12 protein-coding genes are annotated in these 19,263 nt (G+C 57.1%); 5 read left to right on the forward strand and 7 right to left on the reverse strand.

Annotation, left to right across the window (positions count from 1 at the left end; genetic code table 11):
- Positions 1 to 301 precede the first annotated feature (301 nt).
- A complete protein-coding gene (locus AC0L20_RS33755; protein WP_473254495.1) occupies positions 302 to 1,540 on the reverse strand; it encodes a cytochrome P450 in 1,239 nt (412 codons plus the stop codon).
- Between the two features lie 408 nt (positions 1,541 to 1,948).
- Here AC0L20_RS33755 and AC0L20_RS33760 point away from each other — a divergent pair, with 408 nt between their 5' ends.
- The 3 genes from AC0L20_RS33760 to AC0L20_RS33770 all read left to right on the forward strand — a co-directional run bounded on the left by AC0L20_RS33760 (position 1,949) and on the right by AC0L20_RS33770 (position 7,507).
- The gene (locus tag AC0L20_RS33760) at positions 1,949 to 2,197 is read left to right on the forward strand and encodes a GcrA family cell cycle regulator (protein ID WP_473266386.1); all 249 of its coding nucleotides are present in this window, start codon (positions 1,949 to 1,951) and stop codon (positions 2,195 to 2,197) included.
- A gap of 979 nt (positions 2,198 to 3,176) precedes the next feature.
- Positions 3,177 to 4,541 (forward strand): oxygen-independent coproporphyrinogen III oxidase, encoded by a 1,365-nt coding sequence (gene hemN, locus AC0L20_RS33765; RefSeq protein WP_473294809.1) that lies wholly within the window; start codon positions 3,177 to 3,179, stop codon positions 4,539 to 4,541.
- A gap of 1,706 nt (positions 4,542 to 6,247) precedes the next feature.
- The gene (locus AC0L20_RS33770) at positions 6,248 to 7,507 is read left to right on the forward strand and encodes a carbohydrate porin (RefSeq protein ID WP_473294810.1); all 1,260 of its coding nucleotides are present in this window, start codon (positions 6,248 to 6,250) and stop codon (positions 7,505 to 7,507) included.
- A 732-nt stretch (positions 7,508 to 8,239) separates the two neighbouring features.
- Here AC0L20_RS33770 and AC0L20_RS33775 read toward each other — a convergent pair.
- The gene (locus AC0L20_RS33775) at positions 8,240 to 9,169 is read right to left on the reverse strand and encodes a TauD/TfdA dioxygenase family protein (protein ID WP_007600153.1); all 930 of its coding nucleotides are present in this window, start codon (positions 9,167 to 9,169) and stop codon (positions 8,240 to 8,242) included.
- Positions 9,170 to 9,985: 816 nt separating this feature from the next.
- Here AC0L20_RS33775 and AC0L20_RS33780 point away from each other — a divergent pair.
- The gene (locus AC0L20_RS33780; protein WP_473294811.1) at positions 9,986 to 10,354 is read left to right on the forward strand and encodes a hypothetical protein; all 369 of its coding nucleotides are present in this window, start codon (positions 9,986 to 9,988) and stop codon (positions 10,352 to 10,354) included.
- A 326-nt stretch (positions 10,355 to 10,680) separates the two neighbouring features.
- Here the strand turns inward: AC0L20_RS33780 and AC0L20_RS33785 are convergent, their stop codons facing one another.
- Positions 10,681 to 10,845: a hypothetical protein gene (locus AC0L20_RS33785; protein ID WP_473294812.1), complete on the reverse strand. Its 165-nt coding sequence runs from the start codon at positions 10,843 to 10,845 to the stop codon at positions 10,681 to 10,683.
- A 501-nt stretch (positions 10,846 to 11,346) separates the two neighbouring features.
- Here AC0L20_RS33785 and AC0L20_RS33790 point away from each other — a divergent pair.
- Positions 11,347 to 11,973, forward strand: a complete 627-nt coding sequence (locus AC0L20_RS33790) for an FMN-binding negative transcriptional regulator (protein ID WP_473294813.1) — start codon at positions 11,347 to 11,349, stop codon at positions 11,971 to 11,973.
- 419 nt (positions 11,974 to 12,392) lie between these two features.
- Here the strand turns inward: AC0L20_RS33790 and AC0L20_RS33795 are convergent, their stop codons facing one another.
- The 4 genes from AC0L20_RS33795 to AC0L20_RS33810 form a co-directional block, all read right to left on the reverse strand.
- Positions 12,393 to 17,957 carry a trifunctional serine/threonine-protein kinase/ATP-binding protein/sensor histidine kinase gene (locus AC0L20_RS33795; protein WP_473294814.1) on the reverse strand — a complete coding sequence of 1,855 codons (5,565 nt, stop codon included), beginning with the start codon at positions 17,955 to 17,957 and terminating at the stop codon, positions 12,393 to 12,395.
- 150 nt (positions 17,958 to 18,107) lie between these two features.
- Entirely contained in the window at positions 18,108 to 18,329 is a 222-nt protein-coding gene (locus AC0L20_RS33800) for a hypothetical protein (RefSeq protein ID WP_473294815.1), read from the reverse strand.
- A gap of 98 nt (positions 18,330 to 18,427) precedes the next feature.
- Positions 18,428 to 18,727, reverse strand: a complete 300-nt coding sequence (locus tag AC0L20_RS33805; RefSeq protein ID WP_246648954.1) for a HipA domain-containing protein — start codon at positions 18,725 to 18,727, stop codon at positions 18,428 to 18,430.
- Positions 18,728 to 18,853: 126 nt separating this feature from the next.
- Positions 18,854 to 19,243 (reverse strand): HipA N-terminal domain-containing protein, encoded by a 390-nt coding sequence (locus tag AC0L20_RS33810; protein WP_473294816.1) that lies wholly within the window; start codon positions 19,241 to 19,243, stop codon positions 18,854 to 18,856.
- Positions 19,244 to 19,263 lie beyond the last annotated feature (20 nt).

The raw sequence follows: 19,263 nt of genomic DNA on the forward strand, positions 1-19,263 counted from the left end.
TCTTCACATGAAGTAAGCCCCCTCGTATGGCCAGTCTCTGGTCATTCAGTTCATCGACTGGACGGACTGCTTCCCTAGACTTTGAACGCTGGCACGGCTCCAGCAGGCCGTGAGGAGTATCGTAGCCGCCCGGCCAAAATCCTCGACGCGATAGCGGCCCCTGCCCGCAACCTTCGAAACAACCGTAAGCCCGTCACGCAACGCCGGTGAACTTACCCAGAAAACTGGTCTCCAGAAAGTCATTGTCCTAACCGCCGGCTCTGAACGGCATGACAGTGTTGAAGGTCGGCCGCAGCCGAGACTAACCTGGGATCTGCACCGGCAGTGCGGAATAACCGTGCACAAAATTCGATTGAACTCGCTCCGGTTCGCCGACCACATTTACCTCCAAACATCGATTCAGCATCTCCTCCCACAGGATTTTCAGCTGCAGCTCGGCAAGGCGCCTACCCACGCAGCGATGAATCCCAAATCCGAAAGAGAGATGTTGCCGTACATTTTCCCGATCGATGATGAAGCTGTTGGCTCTCGCAATGACCTCGTCATCTCGGTTGCCAGAGATGTACCACATCACAACTTTGTCGCCTCGCCTGATTCGCTTGTGGCCTATCATGAAATCGTCCACAGCGGTCCGGCGCATGTGTGCAATGGGGGTTTGGTATCGTATAATCTCGGATACCGCGCCGGACACCAGCGAAGCATCATCCCGGAGTTTTCGCATTTCGGATGGATTTTGACTCATGAACAAGACGCCCCCGGTAATTGAGTTGCGCGTAGTATCGTTACCTCCAACAATCAGCAGAATGAGGTTGCCCAGGAACTCGCGGGGCTCCATGTTTCGGGTCGCCGGTGAATGCGCCATCATCGAGATCAGGTCACCGCGCGGCTCACAATTGACCCGTTCGCTCCAAAGCCGCGTAAAATAGTCCAGGCACTCCGACAGCACCACCTTTCGCTTTTCCCAGCTGTCGATCTGGTCGCCCATTTGTGGAGTCAAGGCAGCTACGTCCGACCAGTAGGTCAGCAACCACCGATCCTGAAATGGAAAATCGAACAGCGTGGCCAGCATTTGGGTCGTCAACTCGATCGAGACCCTGTCGACCCAGTTGAAGGTATCGTTGCGCGGCAAACCGTCCAAAATTTTCTGAACCCGCGAGCGGATCAAGCCTTCAAGATTTGCCAAGTTCTCCGATGCCGCTATCGGACTGATAGTCTTACGTTGCTGAGCATGGAGAGGAGGATTCATTTTGATAAAACTGGGGGTCCAATACTCCTCCGGCGGGTCGACTATTGTGACGCTTCGTTCTGATGAGAATGTTGTGTGATTTGAGTCCACGGCTATGATGTCGCGGTATTTTGTTATCGACCAATATGGTCCGTATGGGCTGTTTTCGCAATAATGAACGGGATCTTCCCTCCGCAGCCGCTCGAAATAAGGCCAAACGGTATCATCCTCGAAGCGCTTGGGTTCGCTTACATCAAGGCGGCTCAGCGGGATATCAGTGCTCTCGCAGGCGCTTTCTGTCGATAACGCTGTCATGATTGTCTCGCTGACATTGGCTTGCACTTTTGCTGGATCAGCTGAGTGCGCTGTCTAGAGTTCGGGGGAAGCGCGCTCGAAACACGACGAGCTTGGGCGGTGCACTAACGATGTGTCACGCATGATCATGGCTGGACTTCGCGCGAGGTCCGAAATCTGAAATCATGTTACGGACTTCGGTTTGGTCCCCGTCAACGAAGAATAATGGAAAGGCGAGCGAAGCTCCCCTATCAGGATTGGGAGGCGCGCGAACGCGCCCTTTGTGGTACTCAACATCAAGCCGCAAGCACTCGCAGCTGTGGCACCCAGCCGGTTATCGTCATTTTCTCGGGCAGGCAGCCCCTTTGCCACTCGACCACTTACATTGCCGAGGCGACGGACGTCCGAACTGGCAACAAAGTATCTTCCATGCGCTGGAATAGAAGAGAATTGGCACAGCTGAAACAGCTCTGGTCCGAGGGACAGAGTGCCGCGCAGATCGCGGGTCATCTCGAGTGCAGTCGCAACGCCGTTTGCGGCAGGCCGACTCGGTTGGGTCTCACTCGAGGTCACAAGCCACCAACAGCACAAAACCCAAGATTAGATCGGTGCCCAAGCGGAGGGGCGACGTTGATGGCTGCCCGCCGCGATCGCGTCCGAAAGAAGCTGCTGCAATAGGCGCTAAAAACGCGGCCTCAGGAAATGAGCAAGCGGCAGCTTTACGCAATCCTAGCTGAGGCGGTCAGGAATACCGTCTAGAGCTATCGGCGCCGCGATCTCCCGGGTCTAGGCCGCCGTAGTCGGTTCATTCGGGCTATTTGGTTTCGCGATTTGTGCCTATCCGACGAACAGTGGCGTCCAGTAGAACGTTCGCGGCAGGAGGGCTCGATCGTACATCAAGTCATCCAATCTCAAGAGGCCGGATGCGCTGAATTGGAGAGAAGAGAGCGTTCTGCTTATTGAGTTTTCCGGGTATGCGTTTTGGGGAAGCGCCCGCCGTCCTGGTTTGCGCGGTGTTCGGAACTTTCGGCACACCGCGCCCAACGAACTACACGAGACCGGGTGAAGCCGCTTGATCCTCAACCACTTTCGATATCTACGACAGGCGTGTGGAGAGCTGGACTGGGACTGAACACTCGGCAAATCATCGAGGTACGACGTTTCCGGGGGTGAGCCCGGTGGCCCTCCGACTGTGATCGGACCTTCTGGGTTTAGACGAAGGCGCGAGTTTCCTCGCCGGCTTCGATTGGGGAATACGCCACGCAGAATCAACTACCAACCTTGTCAGTTGACGGAGAATACGGGACCGTATCAATGTTGGTCATTGAACCTCGCACGAGTCAAATCGTGGAGCAGTTCGAGGTCTAGCAGCTTAAACGGCCCTGGTGGGTGTCTCGTTGCCGAAGATCAAAGATTATCAAGGCGGACGAATTGGGGACCCCGCCGTGGCTGTGTTGATTCGAGTATCTCGCTTGCAGAACTTGTTCTCTGTGTCCGAGGGGAGCGGATCGTCATCCGACAGCGCGTTTCTTCCGCAGATCGGCCGTCACGCAAGCTCCCAATTGCCTAGCGACAGTCCCGATCGCCCTTGGCAAGCAAAGGGATGCAGGACAATTCGCTTGCGACGTAAAACTTCGTAAACATGGGATAACAATCCTTGCAGACCTCGATCTTAAGCACGTATTACGATGCTCGCCTTCCTTGGTACACCATCTATCCAACTGTAGCCCAGTTCTCCAAAGCAGTCGGCGGCGACGCCTGTGAGAGATGGCTGCAGCAGCTGCCGCTTGACCAATCGGTGTCGCTCTATTTCCACATTCCGTTCTGTCGATCGATTTGCTGGTATTGTGGCTTCGCTCGAAGCATCACTCGCCGGCATTCTCCTATCCTCGACTTTTTGGGGGTTCTTCGTAAGGAGATCGATTTGGTCGCGGCGCAGGTTGCGCAACCGCTGCCTGTGAGCGACGTCCACTTCGGCGGTGGAACGCCGACCCTCATCGAACCAACGGAATTCCGCCGGTTGATGGGGCTTCTGCGCCGACGCTTTGAGATTTCGAACACGGCCGCAATTGCTGTTGAGATCGACCCGCGCACGTTCACGCTCGCCACATGCGAAGGATTGGCGGCTGCCGGCGTGAACCGCGCGAGCCTCGGCGTCCAGAGCTTCGATCCAATTGTCCAAAAAGCCATCAACCGGGTCCAGAGTGAGGCACAAACAGAGCGCGTTGTCCAGGCGCTGCGGCAGCATGGAATCATGCGCGTCAACTTCGACCTCATCTACGGGCTGCCAAATCAGACGGTGCAGTCCTGCGTTCAGACCGCGACAACGGCGCTGGCAATGCGACCAGACCGGCTTGCGGTGTTCGGCTACGCGCACGTTCCTTCCTTCAAGAAGAATCAGCGCCTGATCGACGAGGCAGCGCTGCCAGACAGCCATGCCCGTGCAGAACAAGCAGCCGCGATGGCCAATACACTGACTGCAGCGGGCTACCGCCAGATCGGACTCGACCATTTCGCCTTGCCGCACGATGAGCTCGCGCTGGCGCAGAAAGCCGGTCGCCTGCGGCGGAATTCACTCGGTTACTCCGCCGACACCTGCAATAAAGTGATCGGCTTCGGACCGTCGGCGATCGGCCGGCTTGGCGAGGGTTACGTCCAGAACGAAGTTACAGCGGGTTCCTACAGCGGCCAAATCAACGCCGGCCGTCTGGCGACGTCAAAGGGCTACTGTCTCAGCCTTGAAGACCGCGTCCGGGCCGCGATCATTGAGCGGCTAATGTGCGATTTCGAGGTGGACGTGCCGGCAATTTGCGCTGCTCATGGATTTGACCCGATCGGCTTGCTCGGTTCAGGCGAACGCTTGGCAATGCTCGCTGAGGATGGGATCGTCGAAATGGAAAAGGGATTCCTCCGCGTGAGGCCGGAGCATCGTTTTCTCACCCGGGCTGTGGCAGCCGCATTCGATTGTTACTTTCGCGCCCCCTCTGTTCAGACCAGCCAACGCAATGATTGGATGAAATGAATCACGTTTTGCTGCACGCGCCAGGAAGCCTGAGGAATGCGTTCGCTCATCTGGCACACTCACAACCAGCTCCAAATCGATCAACGACGCCGTGCGAAGCTGTGCGGCGGAGAGTCGCCCTGACCCGCGCCGCGAAGACAAGCTGGACGCACTGCTGCCGGGAATTGGACGCCCCGACAACAACGCTCCTCGCTCAAGCAGCGTGACCCTACATCTCGACAAGTTTCATCCCATCACCGCCATTAGCCGTGTAGCCAAGGATCTCGATGGGGACGACGACTGATTGCGCGACGCCGCCAACCAACTGGAGATCGAGAACTGATCATCTTATGTCGTCGAGATGATGACATCTCGACGTTTAGGGACTTCTGGATCGAAAACCCTGATCGAGCTCGTCCGGATGGACAAGGACATCTGACCCTTGGCTCCGGCGGTGGCAGCCGAAATCATGCGTGATACGGCGCAAAGGATATTCGAGCGCCACAACTACAACCAGATCCGGCGGGATCACGGTCTTCGAAAAGATCGTTCCCTGTAAGAGCTTCGCGCGACGTGGATCGAAGCAAACGCCTAGAATTCACCCGCCGACGCTGCGATACCGATCGGCCGGGAACGCCGGGGCTGTGGAGTCGAGCGACACATTAGCTACGATTCACGCAGCGACAGCCGACCTCCCGCTCAGTCAACTACCAAACCTAGCAATTGATGGAGACGACGGAGACATGCCAGTCAGTGGCGGTGAAATTCGCTCGGGCCACATAAGAAGTCGCCGCGCGATTTCATCGATCAATGGAGCTGATGAATGTCTTGCCTCGTCGTCCCCAGGTATCAAACTGTCTCCAATCGTGCCCTCCATCTTGCTCGAAGAGCCACTCGAGGGTTTGTGGCGGCGAGCTTACGGGCCGCCAAGGATGTCAGCCCCTTCTGCCTGCCCGTGCTTCATCCCATCGACCGAGCAGCGAGCGGCGTTTCTTGGATCGGGCGTGTTGTTCTGCGAGCCCCGCTATTGCCGCTGCTCTCTGTTGAAAACTATTCTCCTTCGTTTTGGCAGCGGGTTTGTCGCAAGGTGCCTGGGCTCCGTGTATCGGCCACCAATCTCTTGCTAGCGAACGCGCACGCCGAGCAGCCCGTTAGTGTCTCGACACCCTCCAGCAGAAGCTCGCCTTGATTAGCGATCGAGCGACTGGGTTGTTTTGCGCTGTGTACCCACACGTAGGCCAAGCGGCGCCGCTGTGGTGATAGCGCGCAAGGTGGGTCTCGCTGACATAGAGAGGCCGCCTGGTGTCAAGCGTCTCCCACCACATTGAGGGACAAGATTTGACATCCGCTCTAAGGCCGTCAGGTGGAAGTGCACTTTATTCAAATCGATGAGCGCGAAACTCACCATGCATCGTTGCGTTATAACGCCGCTATCCACGCAAGCATACCTGGCTGGCGTCGTTGCTTTCATGTCTGGACCAACTGCGAAGCCACGAGGTCGTATTGTCCTTTGTCTCATAGCTAGTCTCGCCAGCAGTTCGGCGGCGCCGAGTCGCGAGATCTCTGGCCCAAGAAGCCCCAGCCCCGATGAGCTCGATGAGGCAACAAGCAGAACAATTTCGGATCCGGCCATCACATTCCGAAGCGGGCGGCCCAAGGGAGCAGCGCGCCTTTCTAGGAGCTCCTTGCCAAAAACAGCTTCGACCACAATTAAGCGCGACGTTGCCATGGAGACGGCCAAGAGCAGAATTGAAAAGCCGATCGACCCATTCGCAAAATTCGAGAAGCTTCGCGAAAGAGGTGGCGCTTTCACTGCTCCTGGTCCTGCGGACACGATAGATCAGGATACAGCTTCTCTCAGATCCCAATTTTCGGATCTCGGGATTGGATTTGCTGGCTGGACGCTAAACACGTTTGTCGACAATGAACTCGGCAATGCCGCCAGAAGCACCATCGCCAATCAGCAATATGTCGGCCAGAATCCGACATTTAGTACGGTCAACTCTATGATCGTTACTTATGACCTCGCTCGGCTTGGAATTCCCGATGGTCAGATCGTGGTCGGAGCCGAGCATCAACACTGGACATGGCAGAGCGCTGGGCCAGATCGGCTGGGCCTCAATGCAGTTTCTTACTATCAAACGTTATTCGACAGAAGGATCGAACTCAAAGTGGGCTACCTCAGGAACCAACATGAGTTTGCGGGCGCTGGAGACAAAGTGTTCGGACCCTCATCGAAAATGCTGTTCCAAGCTGGCATGAGCAACAATTGGGCGCCAACGCCGGCTCTTAATCTGAAGTACAATTTTGATGATCGCCTATATAACAAGCTCTCAATCCAGCGCTCGGTCAGTCCAGCAGGACAATATGCGCATGTAAGCGAGAATCCCACTGGCTTGAACTGGAGCACGCGCGACACAGGCATTCTTTTGCTTGATGAGCTTTCCTACAGGAACAAGCCTACTCCGGGTGTAATGGAGACTTGGCTGCGGGCTGGCGCGGGCTTCAACAACAGCCGCTACACGGACCTGCAGCATCCGACAGAAGCGACGACCAAGGCCAACAGCGTCTACTATGTAGGTGCGGACAGGCAATTCTGGCAGTCTGCCGTCCACGGGTCGGCATCTCGCGGAGTCTATGCCGGGCTCTCTGCAATGTATGCTCCGCCTGACCTAAATAGAGCTAGTCAATACTACGAGATTCGCCTTTATGCGAAGGGCCTATTGGACAGCCGGCCCACAGATCAGATGAGTCTTGTTGTCAGCAATACCATCTGGAGCCATGTCGCGGTGGACGCTGCACTGGCAAAAGAACAGCTGGCGCACCGTGACAGTACTGCTATTTCAGGACTGTACACGGCGCATCTGGCGCCGGGGATATATACAACCGTAGGACTGACCTACATCAATCACCCGACAAGCATTACCTACACACCGCAAACCGGACACGCCCTGAATATGTTAGTATCTACGTCGGTATTCTTCTAAGGGCTCAGGACTGGGCGTGAATTCACCGGCATGTAGTCGAAATCACAATCGTTCCCTTTCAACGGCTTGGGCCGGTCATCGCGGCGTTTTGCTATCTCTGTGCTCCTGGCGCGAGGCCGGGTACCGCGTGAATTTAGGCATGTCTAAGGTAGCCTGCTGTTGGGAATGGTAGCTTGGAGCCTTTGCTGATTCGGTCTACGAGCGATAGACGGCGCCGTATCGCGCAAAAGTCGTATCCTCTTGCGGAGCGACATTGTTTCACGTTAGCTGCTCCTGCAGCTCGTCAGACTCGCGTCCGAGCTCTTACTCTGCCATGACAACGCCGAAATCGTGCCCTCGGAGATTCCCGCGACGAGACTTGGTAAGTGGAACCGCGACACAGATGCCAAAATTCAGCCAGCTCCGGCAATCGCGCTCTGTCTGTCCGACGGTCGTGCCGTCGTCCGAAAGGCGATGCGCAAGGTCGGCGGAAACGCACCCCCTTCCGTGGGAAAGTCAACCGGACGCGGCCGGATGACTCGCGCCACTCGGCGCTGAATCATTTTCGGCCGGACGAGATGAGCTTGAGCATCTTACTTCAGCAAGTAGGTCGCCTCCCGGGTCTGCGCGCGCGTTAGCTCCTCCCATCCAATTGCGCGTGGCGTTCTGCTCGGCTTAACTTCTCTTCGCAAACATCTATTCGCGCGAACATGCGACAAGGCCAGTGCAATTATGTGAATTTGCCGCGCACTGCTAGGCAACTTTCGTGGACGGGTGCTTCGTCATCTTGAGGCGCGTCACACTGCATCGACCATCGACACTGACGGGCGCGTCACCATCGAGTGTGGCACGATGAACGACGCGATGCTGGTCACCGTAATCGTTAAGGGCATAATGCTGTGTTGCGCGATTGTCCCAAATCGCGACATCGCCTTCTTTCCAGGTCCAGCGCACGGTATTTTCGGGCGCCGTGATATAGGACTGGAATAGTTGAAACAGCTTCTGGCTGTCGCGTTTTGGGATATCAATAAACCTTTGCACCAGATCGCCGAGCACCAGCGCGCGCTCGCCGGTCTCGGGATGTACACGGACCACCGGATGCTCCGTCTCATAGATTGTTTTGGTAAAGACCTCATCAAAATGCTTCTGATCGATGTCGCGAACACGGCAGGTCCCGGCGTAGTCGAAGGCGTTGCTGTGAACGGTCCAGAGTTCGTCGGCAAGCCGTTGGAGCGGCCGCGGCAGATCGAGGTAGGCCGCCACAGCATTCGACCAAATCGTATCGCCGCCGGACGATGGGATCACAATAGCTCGCAGCACCGCAGCTTTGGGATAAGCCGCTAGAAAGGTTCCATCGGTGTGCCATACATCGGCTCGGCTACCTCCACGCGCGGAATCAAGCTCGAGGATCGAGGTCGTTCCATTGATCGTACCGAGTGTGGGATGCGGCACCAGCTTTCCCAAACAAGCGGCAAAGCGCTCCTGCTCCGCGTCATCAAGATGCCGCTGATCGCGGAAGAAGATCACTTTATGTTCGAGCAGCAGGCTATTGATTGCAGCGACGGTTTGGCTCGGCAAATCACCCGAAAGTTTGATATCTCTGATTTCAACACCGATGCGCGCGGCGCGCTTGACGATGTCGGTCGCTGGAATGACACGCTCGGTCGAAGCCGTTTCTTTCATTGCAATTTTTTCCAAGTTTTGCGGATTGTTCAAGCAGACGAGGGTGCATCTCACTCGCTTTCGATGACGAACCTCGCGCTGCGGGTACTCTTGAGCAAGCACCATGCCAGTCGGACACGAGCTGTGAACGTCAGGTTGATGATCCGAACAGCTTGCGAGGAGCTCGATGGCACCTCCAATCCTCTTGCAATCCGAACCCGCAAATACACCAGAGGTGAAAACTCTGAGGCTAGCGCCCCGGTTCGGGCGAAAGGCACGCAACACCGAGAGGAATTGTACCGCTCGGTACCCGAACAGAAACGCGCCATACGGCCTTCGTGCAACTTTGAGCAGCGAGCCGTGCGTGCCGTTCTCGTCCAGTATGGCACCTGCCCAACTGTTTGCAGCAATCGGCCAAATACGGGCCGCGTCTGCGAACGAGCCATCACCGGCTCTGAAGGTGTCCGGGACCTGCCCTCGCCGCGATCACTACCGGCTTCATCCGCTGGAAATGGAAGAGGAATAGATGACCTTGGAAGAGACCCAAACGATTGAACTACGGTTTCATCCAGGCGAAAGCCATTGACCCGCGGCACTGGGATCGCGATGTTCTCGATGCACCGACGTCCGAGGGCGGTGAGGCAGATGCTCGGCATTGTCCCGGTGGCTTTGCCTAAGACGGCAAAGATATGTCCACTACCGGTCGTTATAGGTGTTTCAATGTTGTCGAAGTAATTACCCTCGACGAGTGCTTGCACAGATGATCCAGCAACCACTGCATGGAAAACTCCGCAGCTGTGTTGCGCATTCGTGTTGTGGGAAGTAATTGTTAACGAAATGGATAATGGCCTGCGCACCGTCAATGTGCGGCGCCCGCCCCGAGATCTCATGAAAATAGTTATTTGCGATAGTGATCGTCTCCGGGACACCAAGAAACAGGAGGTTCCAATAGTGTTTCCCGTTAGAATAGGAGGAATAGACATCGCTGCCATCGAAGTCGTTCCAGGAAAGCGTAATATTCGTCGTGGGGAAAAAGCCGCCGACAATCATCTGACGCCCGATATTGTGAAATCGGTTGTGATCGATCCACACCAGGTCGGCTCGTGCAATTGCAATAGCATCACCGGCAAATATCACGCCTTCATTGATATCACTGATGGTCAGGTTGCGAATAACGACGTTGCTGACCCCACCCCTTCACTTTGATTGTAGCGGCCGAGCCAATGCCGATCACCGTTTTGTTTGAGCCAATTTCCAGCGGGCGCTTGCCGGCCCTGTCGAATGCGACCGACGTCTTCTCCTTGCCATCGCAATGCGCGTCGTTTCCATCGATAAGAAGAAGGGACTCACGCTTGTAAGGTGCCGAACAGGCACGGCCGTATTGGGACCCCTGCCCTTCGCCTCGCCCCTCCGTACCGGTAAAGTCTATGGTTCCGATTACCTGGATCTCGCGCGAACTATCGTCATTGCACTGGCCGAAGCTGTACCACCGACATAACTCATAATTCAGAGCCTGGTTGATCTGACTTGAACTATCTCGCCTCCCAGCCGCCCGTCGCTGCAGAGCCAAAGCCCATGATGGCCTCCGATCGCACATCGTTCGGTCCGAGGAGGGACGAGACGCCGAGGACGGCAGCAAGTCCGCAGAGCACGCGCAACGAACGCTTGATGTGCTCCATCGTGTGTTTCATAGGCATATGATGCTCTCTCTTACCTCCGCAATTCCGCACGACAACCTGAATTTTCGAGCCGAAATGCTGAACTAGACGGGGCCATCAACATGCGGCGTTAACGCCATTAGATCGTCGTCAATAAGGCAGGCTGGTAACATCGGAAGCATGCTAAACAACGGTCGAGGTGTGCAGCCGCAGGCACCGTGCCAGATGGAATCGACCTGGGTAGCCATTGAGCGGCTCACGACTGATGAAAACAGCGGTCGATGCTTCGAGAACGCGGTCAGAATGAAAGCAACATCTTATCCCACGTTTCACCGTAACGCGCACGGCTCGAAGGCAACGGCGGGACCAGCTTGCAACCGCGCTCTTTGATTTGCGCCTTCGACGCTTGATGGGCTAGCTGCCCTAAGGCCCTGGAATGCAACTATCAAACCTGGCTGTTCCTGTGATCCCGAATGAGGCGTACCGCAGTTCAAATCATGAGACGCCCGGCTTCCGTCGGGCTGTCTGGGAGCTTCACTGATGTACACGCCGTCCTGCTTCCAAGTTCTCGATATCGCCGGCCTTCAACAAACAATGCGCGAGGCACGGACAGCGACACTGGTCACCGCCACTCACGAGGGGCTTGTTGGAACGTTGCTGCCCGTAGTACTCGACGAGAGCGCAGGCTCGATGGGCACGATTTACGCGCACGTGTCGCGTGCTAATCCGCAGTGGAAGCTGACACCAACCGGAGAGGCGATGGCAATTTTCGCGGGGGCGGAGGCCTATATCAGCCCTTCATGGTACGTGACCAAGCACGAGAGAGGCGAGGCCGTACCAACGTGGAACTATGTCGCTGTGCATGCCTACGGACAAGTTGAGTTCTTCGAGGATTCCGATCGGCTCCGCGAGGTAGTCACGCGGCTGACCGATGTACATGAGCGCTCAAGCAAAGACCGCTGGGCGGTCTCGGACGCACCTGCCGATTTCATCAAAGCGGAGCTCGAGGGGATTATCCGCCTGCGATTGCAAATTACACGGCTAGATGGCTCACGGAAGATGAGCCAGAACCGCAATGCCGCGGATCGCGCCGGCGTCATCGAGGGCTTATCCAAGAGCAACCGTGAGGAAGACCGTCGTGCGGCTCACCTCATTCCGAAAGGATGACGAACCCGAGCGAGGTATGGTAAACGAACCGGTGTCACGTGGACTTCCTCCACTTCCTCGACTGCTGTCCTTCTGCACAACCACGCGCGGGCGGCGGGTTTCTGCTCGCGGCAGGTGCTTTACACAGCACAGGAACGCGCGGCGTCCGCGAGCGGCACCGCGAACGCCCAAGCCGCTAGGCCAACTCCAGCTTTTATGGCGTGCAAGTCTCAAGAGATTTGCAAGGAGCCCTCCAAGCGTCTGGAATCTGACATTGCGGTCAGATTGCAGACTCTCTGACACTTCACGACAATCTGCGGTCGCGCACACTCCCGACGGGCAGCAAGAAACGCGAATGTCTCACATTTGCAAGGTCGCGCAGCTCACTTCTGTCACAATGATCGGGGCTCCCGGACCACCTGCTCGACCTCGAATTCGGCCTAAGACGTCCAAGAGACCTGTTTCGCCTGCTCGACGCCCTCCGGCGCAACGGGTATGCTGAACTGAAAGAAGGCCCCGTGAGGATCATTGGCGCCCGCCCAGATCCGGCCCCCATGCGCCTCAATAATGGAATGGCAAATGGCCAGCCCCATGCCCATGCCTTCTGACTTGGTGGTGTAGAACGCCTCGAACATACGGTCTGCGCTGTTTGGATGGAGTCCTGGACCTGTATCCCGAAAGCTGACCAATACATTATTCGAGCCATCTGTGCGCGTCGTGATCAGTAATTCGCGTTCGCCTTCGTTGATCTCGCTCATAGCCTCGATGGCATTCGTGATCAGATTGAGAATCACCTGCCGTACCTGAACGCGATCTGCCCGAACGAGCGGCAAAGCCTCAGGCCTTCGGGTTTGCACCCACACGTCATTTTGTGCAAGTTCCGCGCGGACTAGGGCCAACACCTCTAAGATCAATTCGTCAATTGCAAGAAGCTCGGTTTGCATGGGCGCTTTGTTCATAAGAGCGCGGATCCGACGGATCACGTTTCCTGCGCGCATACTGTCACGAACAATCAAACCGAAGGTCTGCCGAACCTCTTCCAGATTTGGCGGTTGAGCACCGAGCCAATTTAGCCCCGCGCCCGCATTACTGCTGATCGCGGCAATCGGCTGGTTCACCTCATGCGCGATCGAGGCGGCCAGATGTCCCATTGTCGTGATCCGATTGGCATGTGCAAGGCCCATCAGAGTCTCGCGATAGCGCCGTTCGCTTTCGCGGGCCTCCGCTTCCGCTCTCTTTCGTTCTGTCAGGTCCAGGACGAAGCCAACACCTTGGTCCTCTCGCGCATCGAACACGGCGAGGCCAATCAGCACTGGCACGCGACTGCCATCCTTCCGAACATACTCTTTCTCGAACTGCTGAACAGCTCCGGTCCTTTTTGCTTCTGTGTGAGCATCCATTGTGCGCTCGTGCCATTCCGGAGGCGTCAGATCGAGACCGTTCACTCGGCCTGCGAGGAGATCTTCTTGCTCGTATCCAACCATCGTGAGGAAGGCTTGATTTGCTTCGATGATCTCGCCCCCTTCGCGAATGATAAAGATTCCGATGATGTTAGCGTCGAGCAAGCGCCGGATTTTCGCCTCCCGTTGCTGAACTTCGCTGTACAACCGGCTGTTTTCGAGCGCTGTTGCAGCTTGAGAGGCAAGCATTTTCTGCATTGATGTTCGGGCAGCCGAGAATATGCGCGGGGCGAGATTATTCTCCAGATAAAGTACGCCGATCAGCTTGCCCTGCGTGATGAGTGGCAGGCATAGAATAGAACGCGCTTTGCGCTCACGGATATAAGGATCTTCGGCAAATGAAGGCTGGACGACAGCGTCTTCGAGAACCACGTTTTCGCGGACACGTAGCACGAAATGCAGCACGGATTCGGGAAGAGCCATCGGAGTTACGGGCTGTTCATCCACCTTTATAACGAGCGCATCTGCTACCGTTTTGCCTTCCGCTTCGATCCGTGGCTCGTCGCCATGCAGCAGAATCAACACACCTCTTTCGGCGCCGGCCTGCTCAATGGTAGTCCGCATAAGCTTGTCAATTAGCTTCTGAAGCACAATCTCGCCGGAAATCGCCTGCGACACTTTGATCACCGTCGCCAGATCAAGTTGCTCAACCGGAGCTCCGATCGTCATGCCATTCACGGCAAGCGGGGGCTCCTGATGCATGAGATGCGGATGCAGCTCCTCGAGTTGACGCACCTTACCATCCGCTCCCCAACGAAGGTAGCCGCGCCGCGCGTCCTGCAGGTAAACCCGGGAGATCCTGGCAAAACCGCGTGCAGCATAAAAGCGCGCTGCAAGTTCACAAGCGATCCCCTCGTGGTGGGGGAAACCGTTACGTCCTGCGGTTTGGATTGAGTGTTCGTACAGTCGCATTGCGTCTGCATCCCGGCATTCTAACCTCGCAATTTCAGCGCCGACCAAGGCAGCCCGATTCTCGAAGTTGTCGGGGCAATTCGTCGCCCATGTCTGCAGTTGCCTGTAATGAGCATCAATGACATCTCGGTGTGGCTGTTGTTCGCCTTCGCCCAGCCTGTCGCAATAACACGAGTGAGACAGCGCACCATAAAAGTGAAACTCCGCGGTCAAGGGCTCTGTTGGTATGGTCCATAGTTTGGGCTCGGCCTTCGCGCGAGCCTCAACAGCCGCAGCATAATCGCCGGATAGGAAGCGCGCCTGAAGTTTGCGGATCCAGTAAACGGTTTCGCTAGGTGACTCCGGACTTCCTGCCAACGATCGTTCAACGTCTAGCTCGTCAAATTGTTGGTCGTCGAAGCAACCGAGCGAGCGCGTGAGGCCGCGCATGGTTCTGACGATTGCGAGCTGAGCGGCTACCGCCTCAGCAGCAAATTGTACCTTTCTGTTCCGGATCGTAGCAGCGCTTTTCTCTAACTCGTTCTGTACCTCTTTCAGGTGATCTCCGGCCATCATCATACTTCCGGTTAGATGGACCGAACTGTACGCCTCATAGATGACATCACCGCTACTGACCGCGGCTTCGAGGGCTCGCCGGATCAAAACTCGGCCGTCTCTAAGCGGCTTCGTCCACGGGATCACGGTGGCTCCGACGGCCAAATAGACGTGAGCCCGAAAACGAGAGAACTCGCCGCGATCAGCCAGATCGCAAGCAAGACGACCAAATTTATCGGCCGCTTGGTAGTCACCGAAGCGTCCGGCCGAGATTCGGCCTAACCATGCGTAATGGGCGCAGGAAGCATCAGTGTTGCCGTATTCGAGGCTGATGCTGACCGCTCGGCAGATCACTAAAGCGGATAAATTGGCGTCTGTGAAACCTGCAGCCGGAAGAATCCGCGTCAACACGGCGAGCGTGGCAAGCTTGGCCTGGTCTGTCATTCGAGGCAAACCAGCAAGATCCTCGATTGCGTCGGGCAGCTGTGACCACATCCGCTGATATTCGGCCAGCATTTCATGGTCCGTCGGACGCTGCGACCACTCGATCCCGACGTCGCGAAGATATTCGAGACCTATGAGCACTGCCCGGCCGTGCTGACCCAGCGTCAAGTAAATATCGACCCGCAAACATGCGACCGTTGCTCGTTGTGGCCCGTTCAAAGCTCGCTTCGACAGTGCGGACAAGAGACGCTCTGCAATCTCCAGCTGGCCTACCAAGAATTCGCATTCGGCCCGGCTGGTCTCGAGTGCGAACGCGAGCTCGCGGCGCCTTTGCCAAAAATTGGGCGCGAGCAGCGCAGCACCGACGGTGAAATATGCTAGAGCCGAGGCGTAGGCCGCCGAGGCCTTGGCACGCTGCCCTGCGATCAAGTTCAACTCGGCGAGCTGCTCTCGCTCCTGACCGGAAGCGATGAGCGCGACGCCTCGATTGAGCTGACTGACAATGTCGAAGATGGCCTCTTCGCGTTTGTGCGCAGGGATGTGTGCCGCGAGCATCCGACCGATCCGCAGATGGGAAGGAGCGCGCGAGGATTCCGGCATCAGCAAGTAGGCCGCCTCTTGAACGCGATCGTGGACAAAGCGGTAGGCTGTCCCATGCCGCACGATCAGTTCCTGCCGGATTGCCGGCCACACGGTCGCGTGCACTTGCTCCTCTGGAATTTCGAGCACAATCGCAAGCTCCGCCGTCCCGGCGATGTTGCCGAAACAGGCCAGCTGTTGCAGCGCTTCCTGCGTTTCCTTGGGCAGCCGGATGAGCTTGCCGAGCATCAGATCGACGACGTTCTCGGTGTACGCTTTTGCGTGAATTCGCTGCAGATCCCAACGCCAGCGCGCCGACACGTGATCGAACGTCAACAGCTGCTCTCCGGCTAGTTCAGACAAGAATTGAACGGCGAAGAACGGATTGCCCATCGTCTTCTGATGCACCAACTTCGCAAGCGGGGCAGCGCGTTTTGGTCCGCAGCGAAGGGTATGCGCGACCAACTGCCCGACGTCGTCTGCGCTGAGCGGCGATAGCGTGATCTCCTGTAGATTTAGGCCGGCTCTCCCGATGGACTCGAGCTTGCGTTTGAGCGGATGATCTGCATCAACTTCGTTGCTGCGGTAAGCTCCAATAAGCAGCAGGTGCAGATCCGGCTGGGTCAGCAGATCCTCGATCAGGTCGAGTGTTGCGGCGTCATACCACTGCAAATCATCGAGGAAGAGCACCAATGGATGGGTTCGCCGGGCGAACACGCCAATAAAGCGACGAAACACGAGCTGGAAACGGATTTGCGCTTGGCGGGCTGGAAGCTCAGCAACCGCGGGCTGCTCGCCGATAACAAGGCTCAAATCGGGGATCAATTCGACCATCAGCCGTCCATTCCCACCGAGCGCCTCCCGGAACGCCTGCCGCCAAGTCGCGAGTTCGCCCTCACTTTTGCTGAGAAGAGGACGCACAAGGCTCTGAAAGGTCTGCACTAGTGTCGCATATGGCACATCGCGCTTCACTTGGTCGAATTTGCCTGATGCCAAGAGCCCGCGATAGGGCACGAGTACTTTGTGTAGCTCCTGGACGAGCGAAGACTTACCGATGCCGGAATAACCGGCAACCAGCACCAACCTCGGCGCGCCGCTCTTCACCGCTCGATCGAAAGAGCCAAGCAAGGTCTCGATCTCGCGGGCTCTCCCATAGAGCTTCTCGGGGACGATCAACCGATCAGGTGTGTCGTCTGCGCCAAGTTCAAAAGGCTCGATGCGACCATGGTTGGCCCATGCTGCCAGACAGTGTTGCAGATCGTGTTCAAGGCCAGCGGCAGTCTGGTAGCGTTCCTCGGCGGTTTTCGCGAGGAGTTTCATCGCAATTTGAGAGATTGGCTCCGGGACATTTTGCGATTTCTCGAGGGGCGGTGTTGCTTTTCTTGCAATATGACAATGAATCCACTCCAACGGGTCTGAGCCCGTGAACGGCAGCGCGCCGGTCAGCATCTGGTAGAATATCACCCCAAGTGAATAGAGATCACTGCGAGAGTCGACCGAGCGATTCATTCGTCCGGTTTGCTCGGGCGCCATGTAGGGCAGCGAGCCGGCGATGAACTCGGCAGGCTCAAGCGGCACCCGCTCGCGGGAAAGCCGGGACGCCAGCCCGAATCCGGTGAGTCGCACTTGTTCGTCAGGACAATTGACCAGAATGTGACCGGGTTTCAGGTCCTTGTGGATTAAGCCGCGGCGGTGGAGCTTGCCCACGGACCTCGTGACACCAATAGCAAGGCGCAGGAAGCGCTGAGGCTCCATGCCGACTCCAACTAAGTTTAGCAGCGGCTCGCCGCATGGATCCTCCAGGACCAGCATGGTACGACCAGCTTCCCGGATGAGTTCCAGAGGCCGCACCGCCCATGCCTCATCTAGCTCCTCTCTCAGCTCATACTCGTGGGCGAGGCACTCGATCGTGGCGGGGTGTTCCCCGGTGGGCCGCACGAGAAGCACGACAGCCTTGCTGCCGTTGATTTGCCGCCACGCACGGCAGAACACACGACCTCCGTCCCTCCACAGGGGCTGGATGTCGTTGTCGAGATTTGAGCCGAACACATTTCGGCTGGGAGGGGCGCGCGGCATTTGCCTGACCAGACTAAGAAGACGCGCGCCAAATCTGACACATAAGAGGCGCCATTGTGAAGGAACTTCACAAAATTCGCTGCAGGGTCCGGATCATGGCCGCCAAAGAGAGCCCGCAGCAAGCACAATATAACGGTCGCAAGCTGTATGTTAGAGCCCGATCGTGTCGATCGAGCGCAGCCCTGCGCGCAGCTCGAGCCCGGGCGGCGGCTCCGGACTACGCAGCGCGCCGGCGCGGAAGGAGTCCTTCGCGATAGAGCGACTCAATCCGAAGGCTTCCCACGCCAAGAACAGCGGCTCGATTGACGTGTGGCCGAAAATGCCGCCACTAACAATGAAGTTGTTTGGCACGTCTACTTTGAAGAGGAACAACTCGCCCGGCTGGAGCGCCCGAAACTGCGTGGTGCCGCTGGGTTGCCACGAAAAGGTTAAAGATAGCTGGAATACGGGGCCGCCCTCTCATTCGTATTTCAAGGCGGCGGCACGGACAAAGCCTGGCAGCAATCCTCTTGAGGCAAATGTAGGGGACGGTTGTCGCCGGTCCAGCGGCGATCGAACCTCTCAACCACGAGCACACGGTTGCCTTCAAACTCCTCGATCGCGATGGCGGCGCTCGGAAGTCCGAGAGCTGCTGTCAGCTGGCAGAAGAACTCATTCTCGACGCTGTAGGAAAGATTGAGGCCGTTCGGTAGTCGGTCAATCCGCGGTTTGAGAATGTGCGTCGTGGCTGTAGTCGCCAGCGGCTTGTACCAACGCCCTTTCCAGAACAAGAGCGCGGTCTTTTCCTGGGCGCCGGCGATCGAGATCCGAAAGTCCTCGTCCTCACCAAGCTCAAGGAGAGCCGATGCAAAGGTCGCCGAGAAGCCGGGCGATTCTCGTCGTCAACGGGTCTGCCGTCAACAGCCGCGGCAGCGCCCGGGTTCGATGCCGTCCGGCAGGAATTGCAATGGGCCGACGCAGTCCCGTCCGACACCAGTGAGTAGGTCGTAAGCGTCGATGCCCTGAGCGTGGACTCGCTCCGCCATACGATGGCGGATGGGCATGCTGTCGGGCAGGAGATTGTCGGAAACGGCGACGACAGCGGCACCGATATAGCGGTCCCTCACGCAGAGCAGAATAGCGACACGGGCAGCGCATGCTCCCAGGCAAGCCAGGACGGATCGTACTGAAAGTCGATTGCGCCGACGAATGGTGTTCTGCAATGCGCGTTCACCGGCTTCGGATGAGGAGAGCACAAGGTTCGCTTTGTGGGCAATCTCGGATCGGCACATACTTTGATCCGTCATCTCCCCGACGAAGATGGGTG

The sequence above is a fragment of the Bradyrhizobium sp. Kon58 genome, from assembly GCF_055807455.1.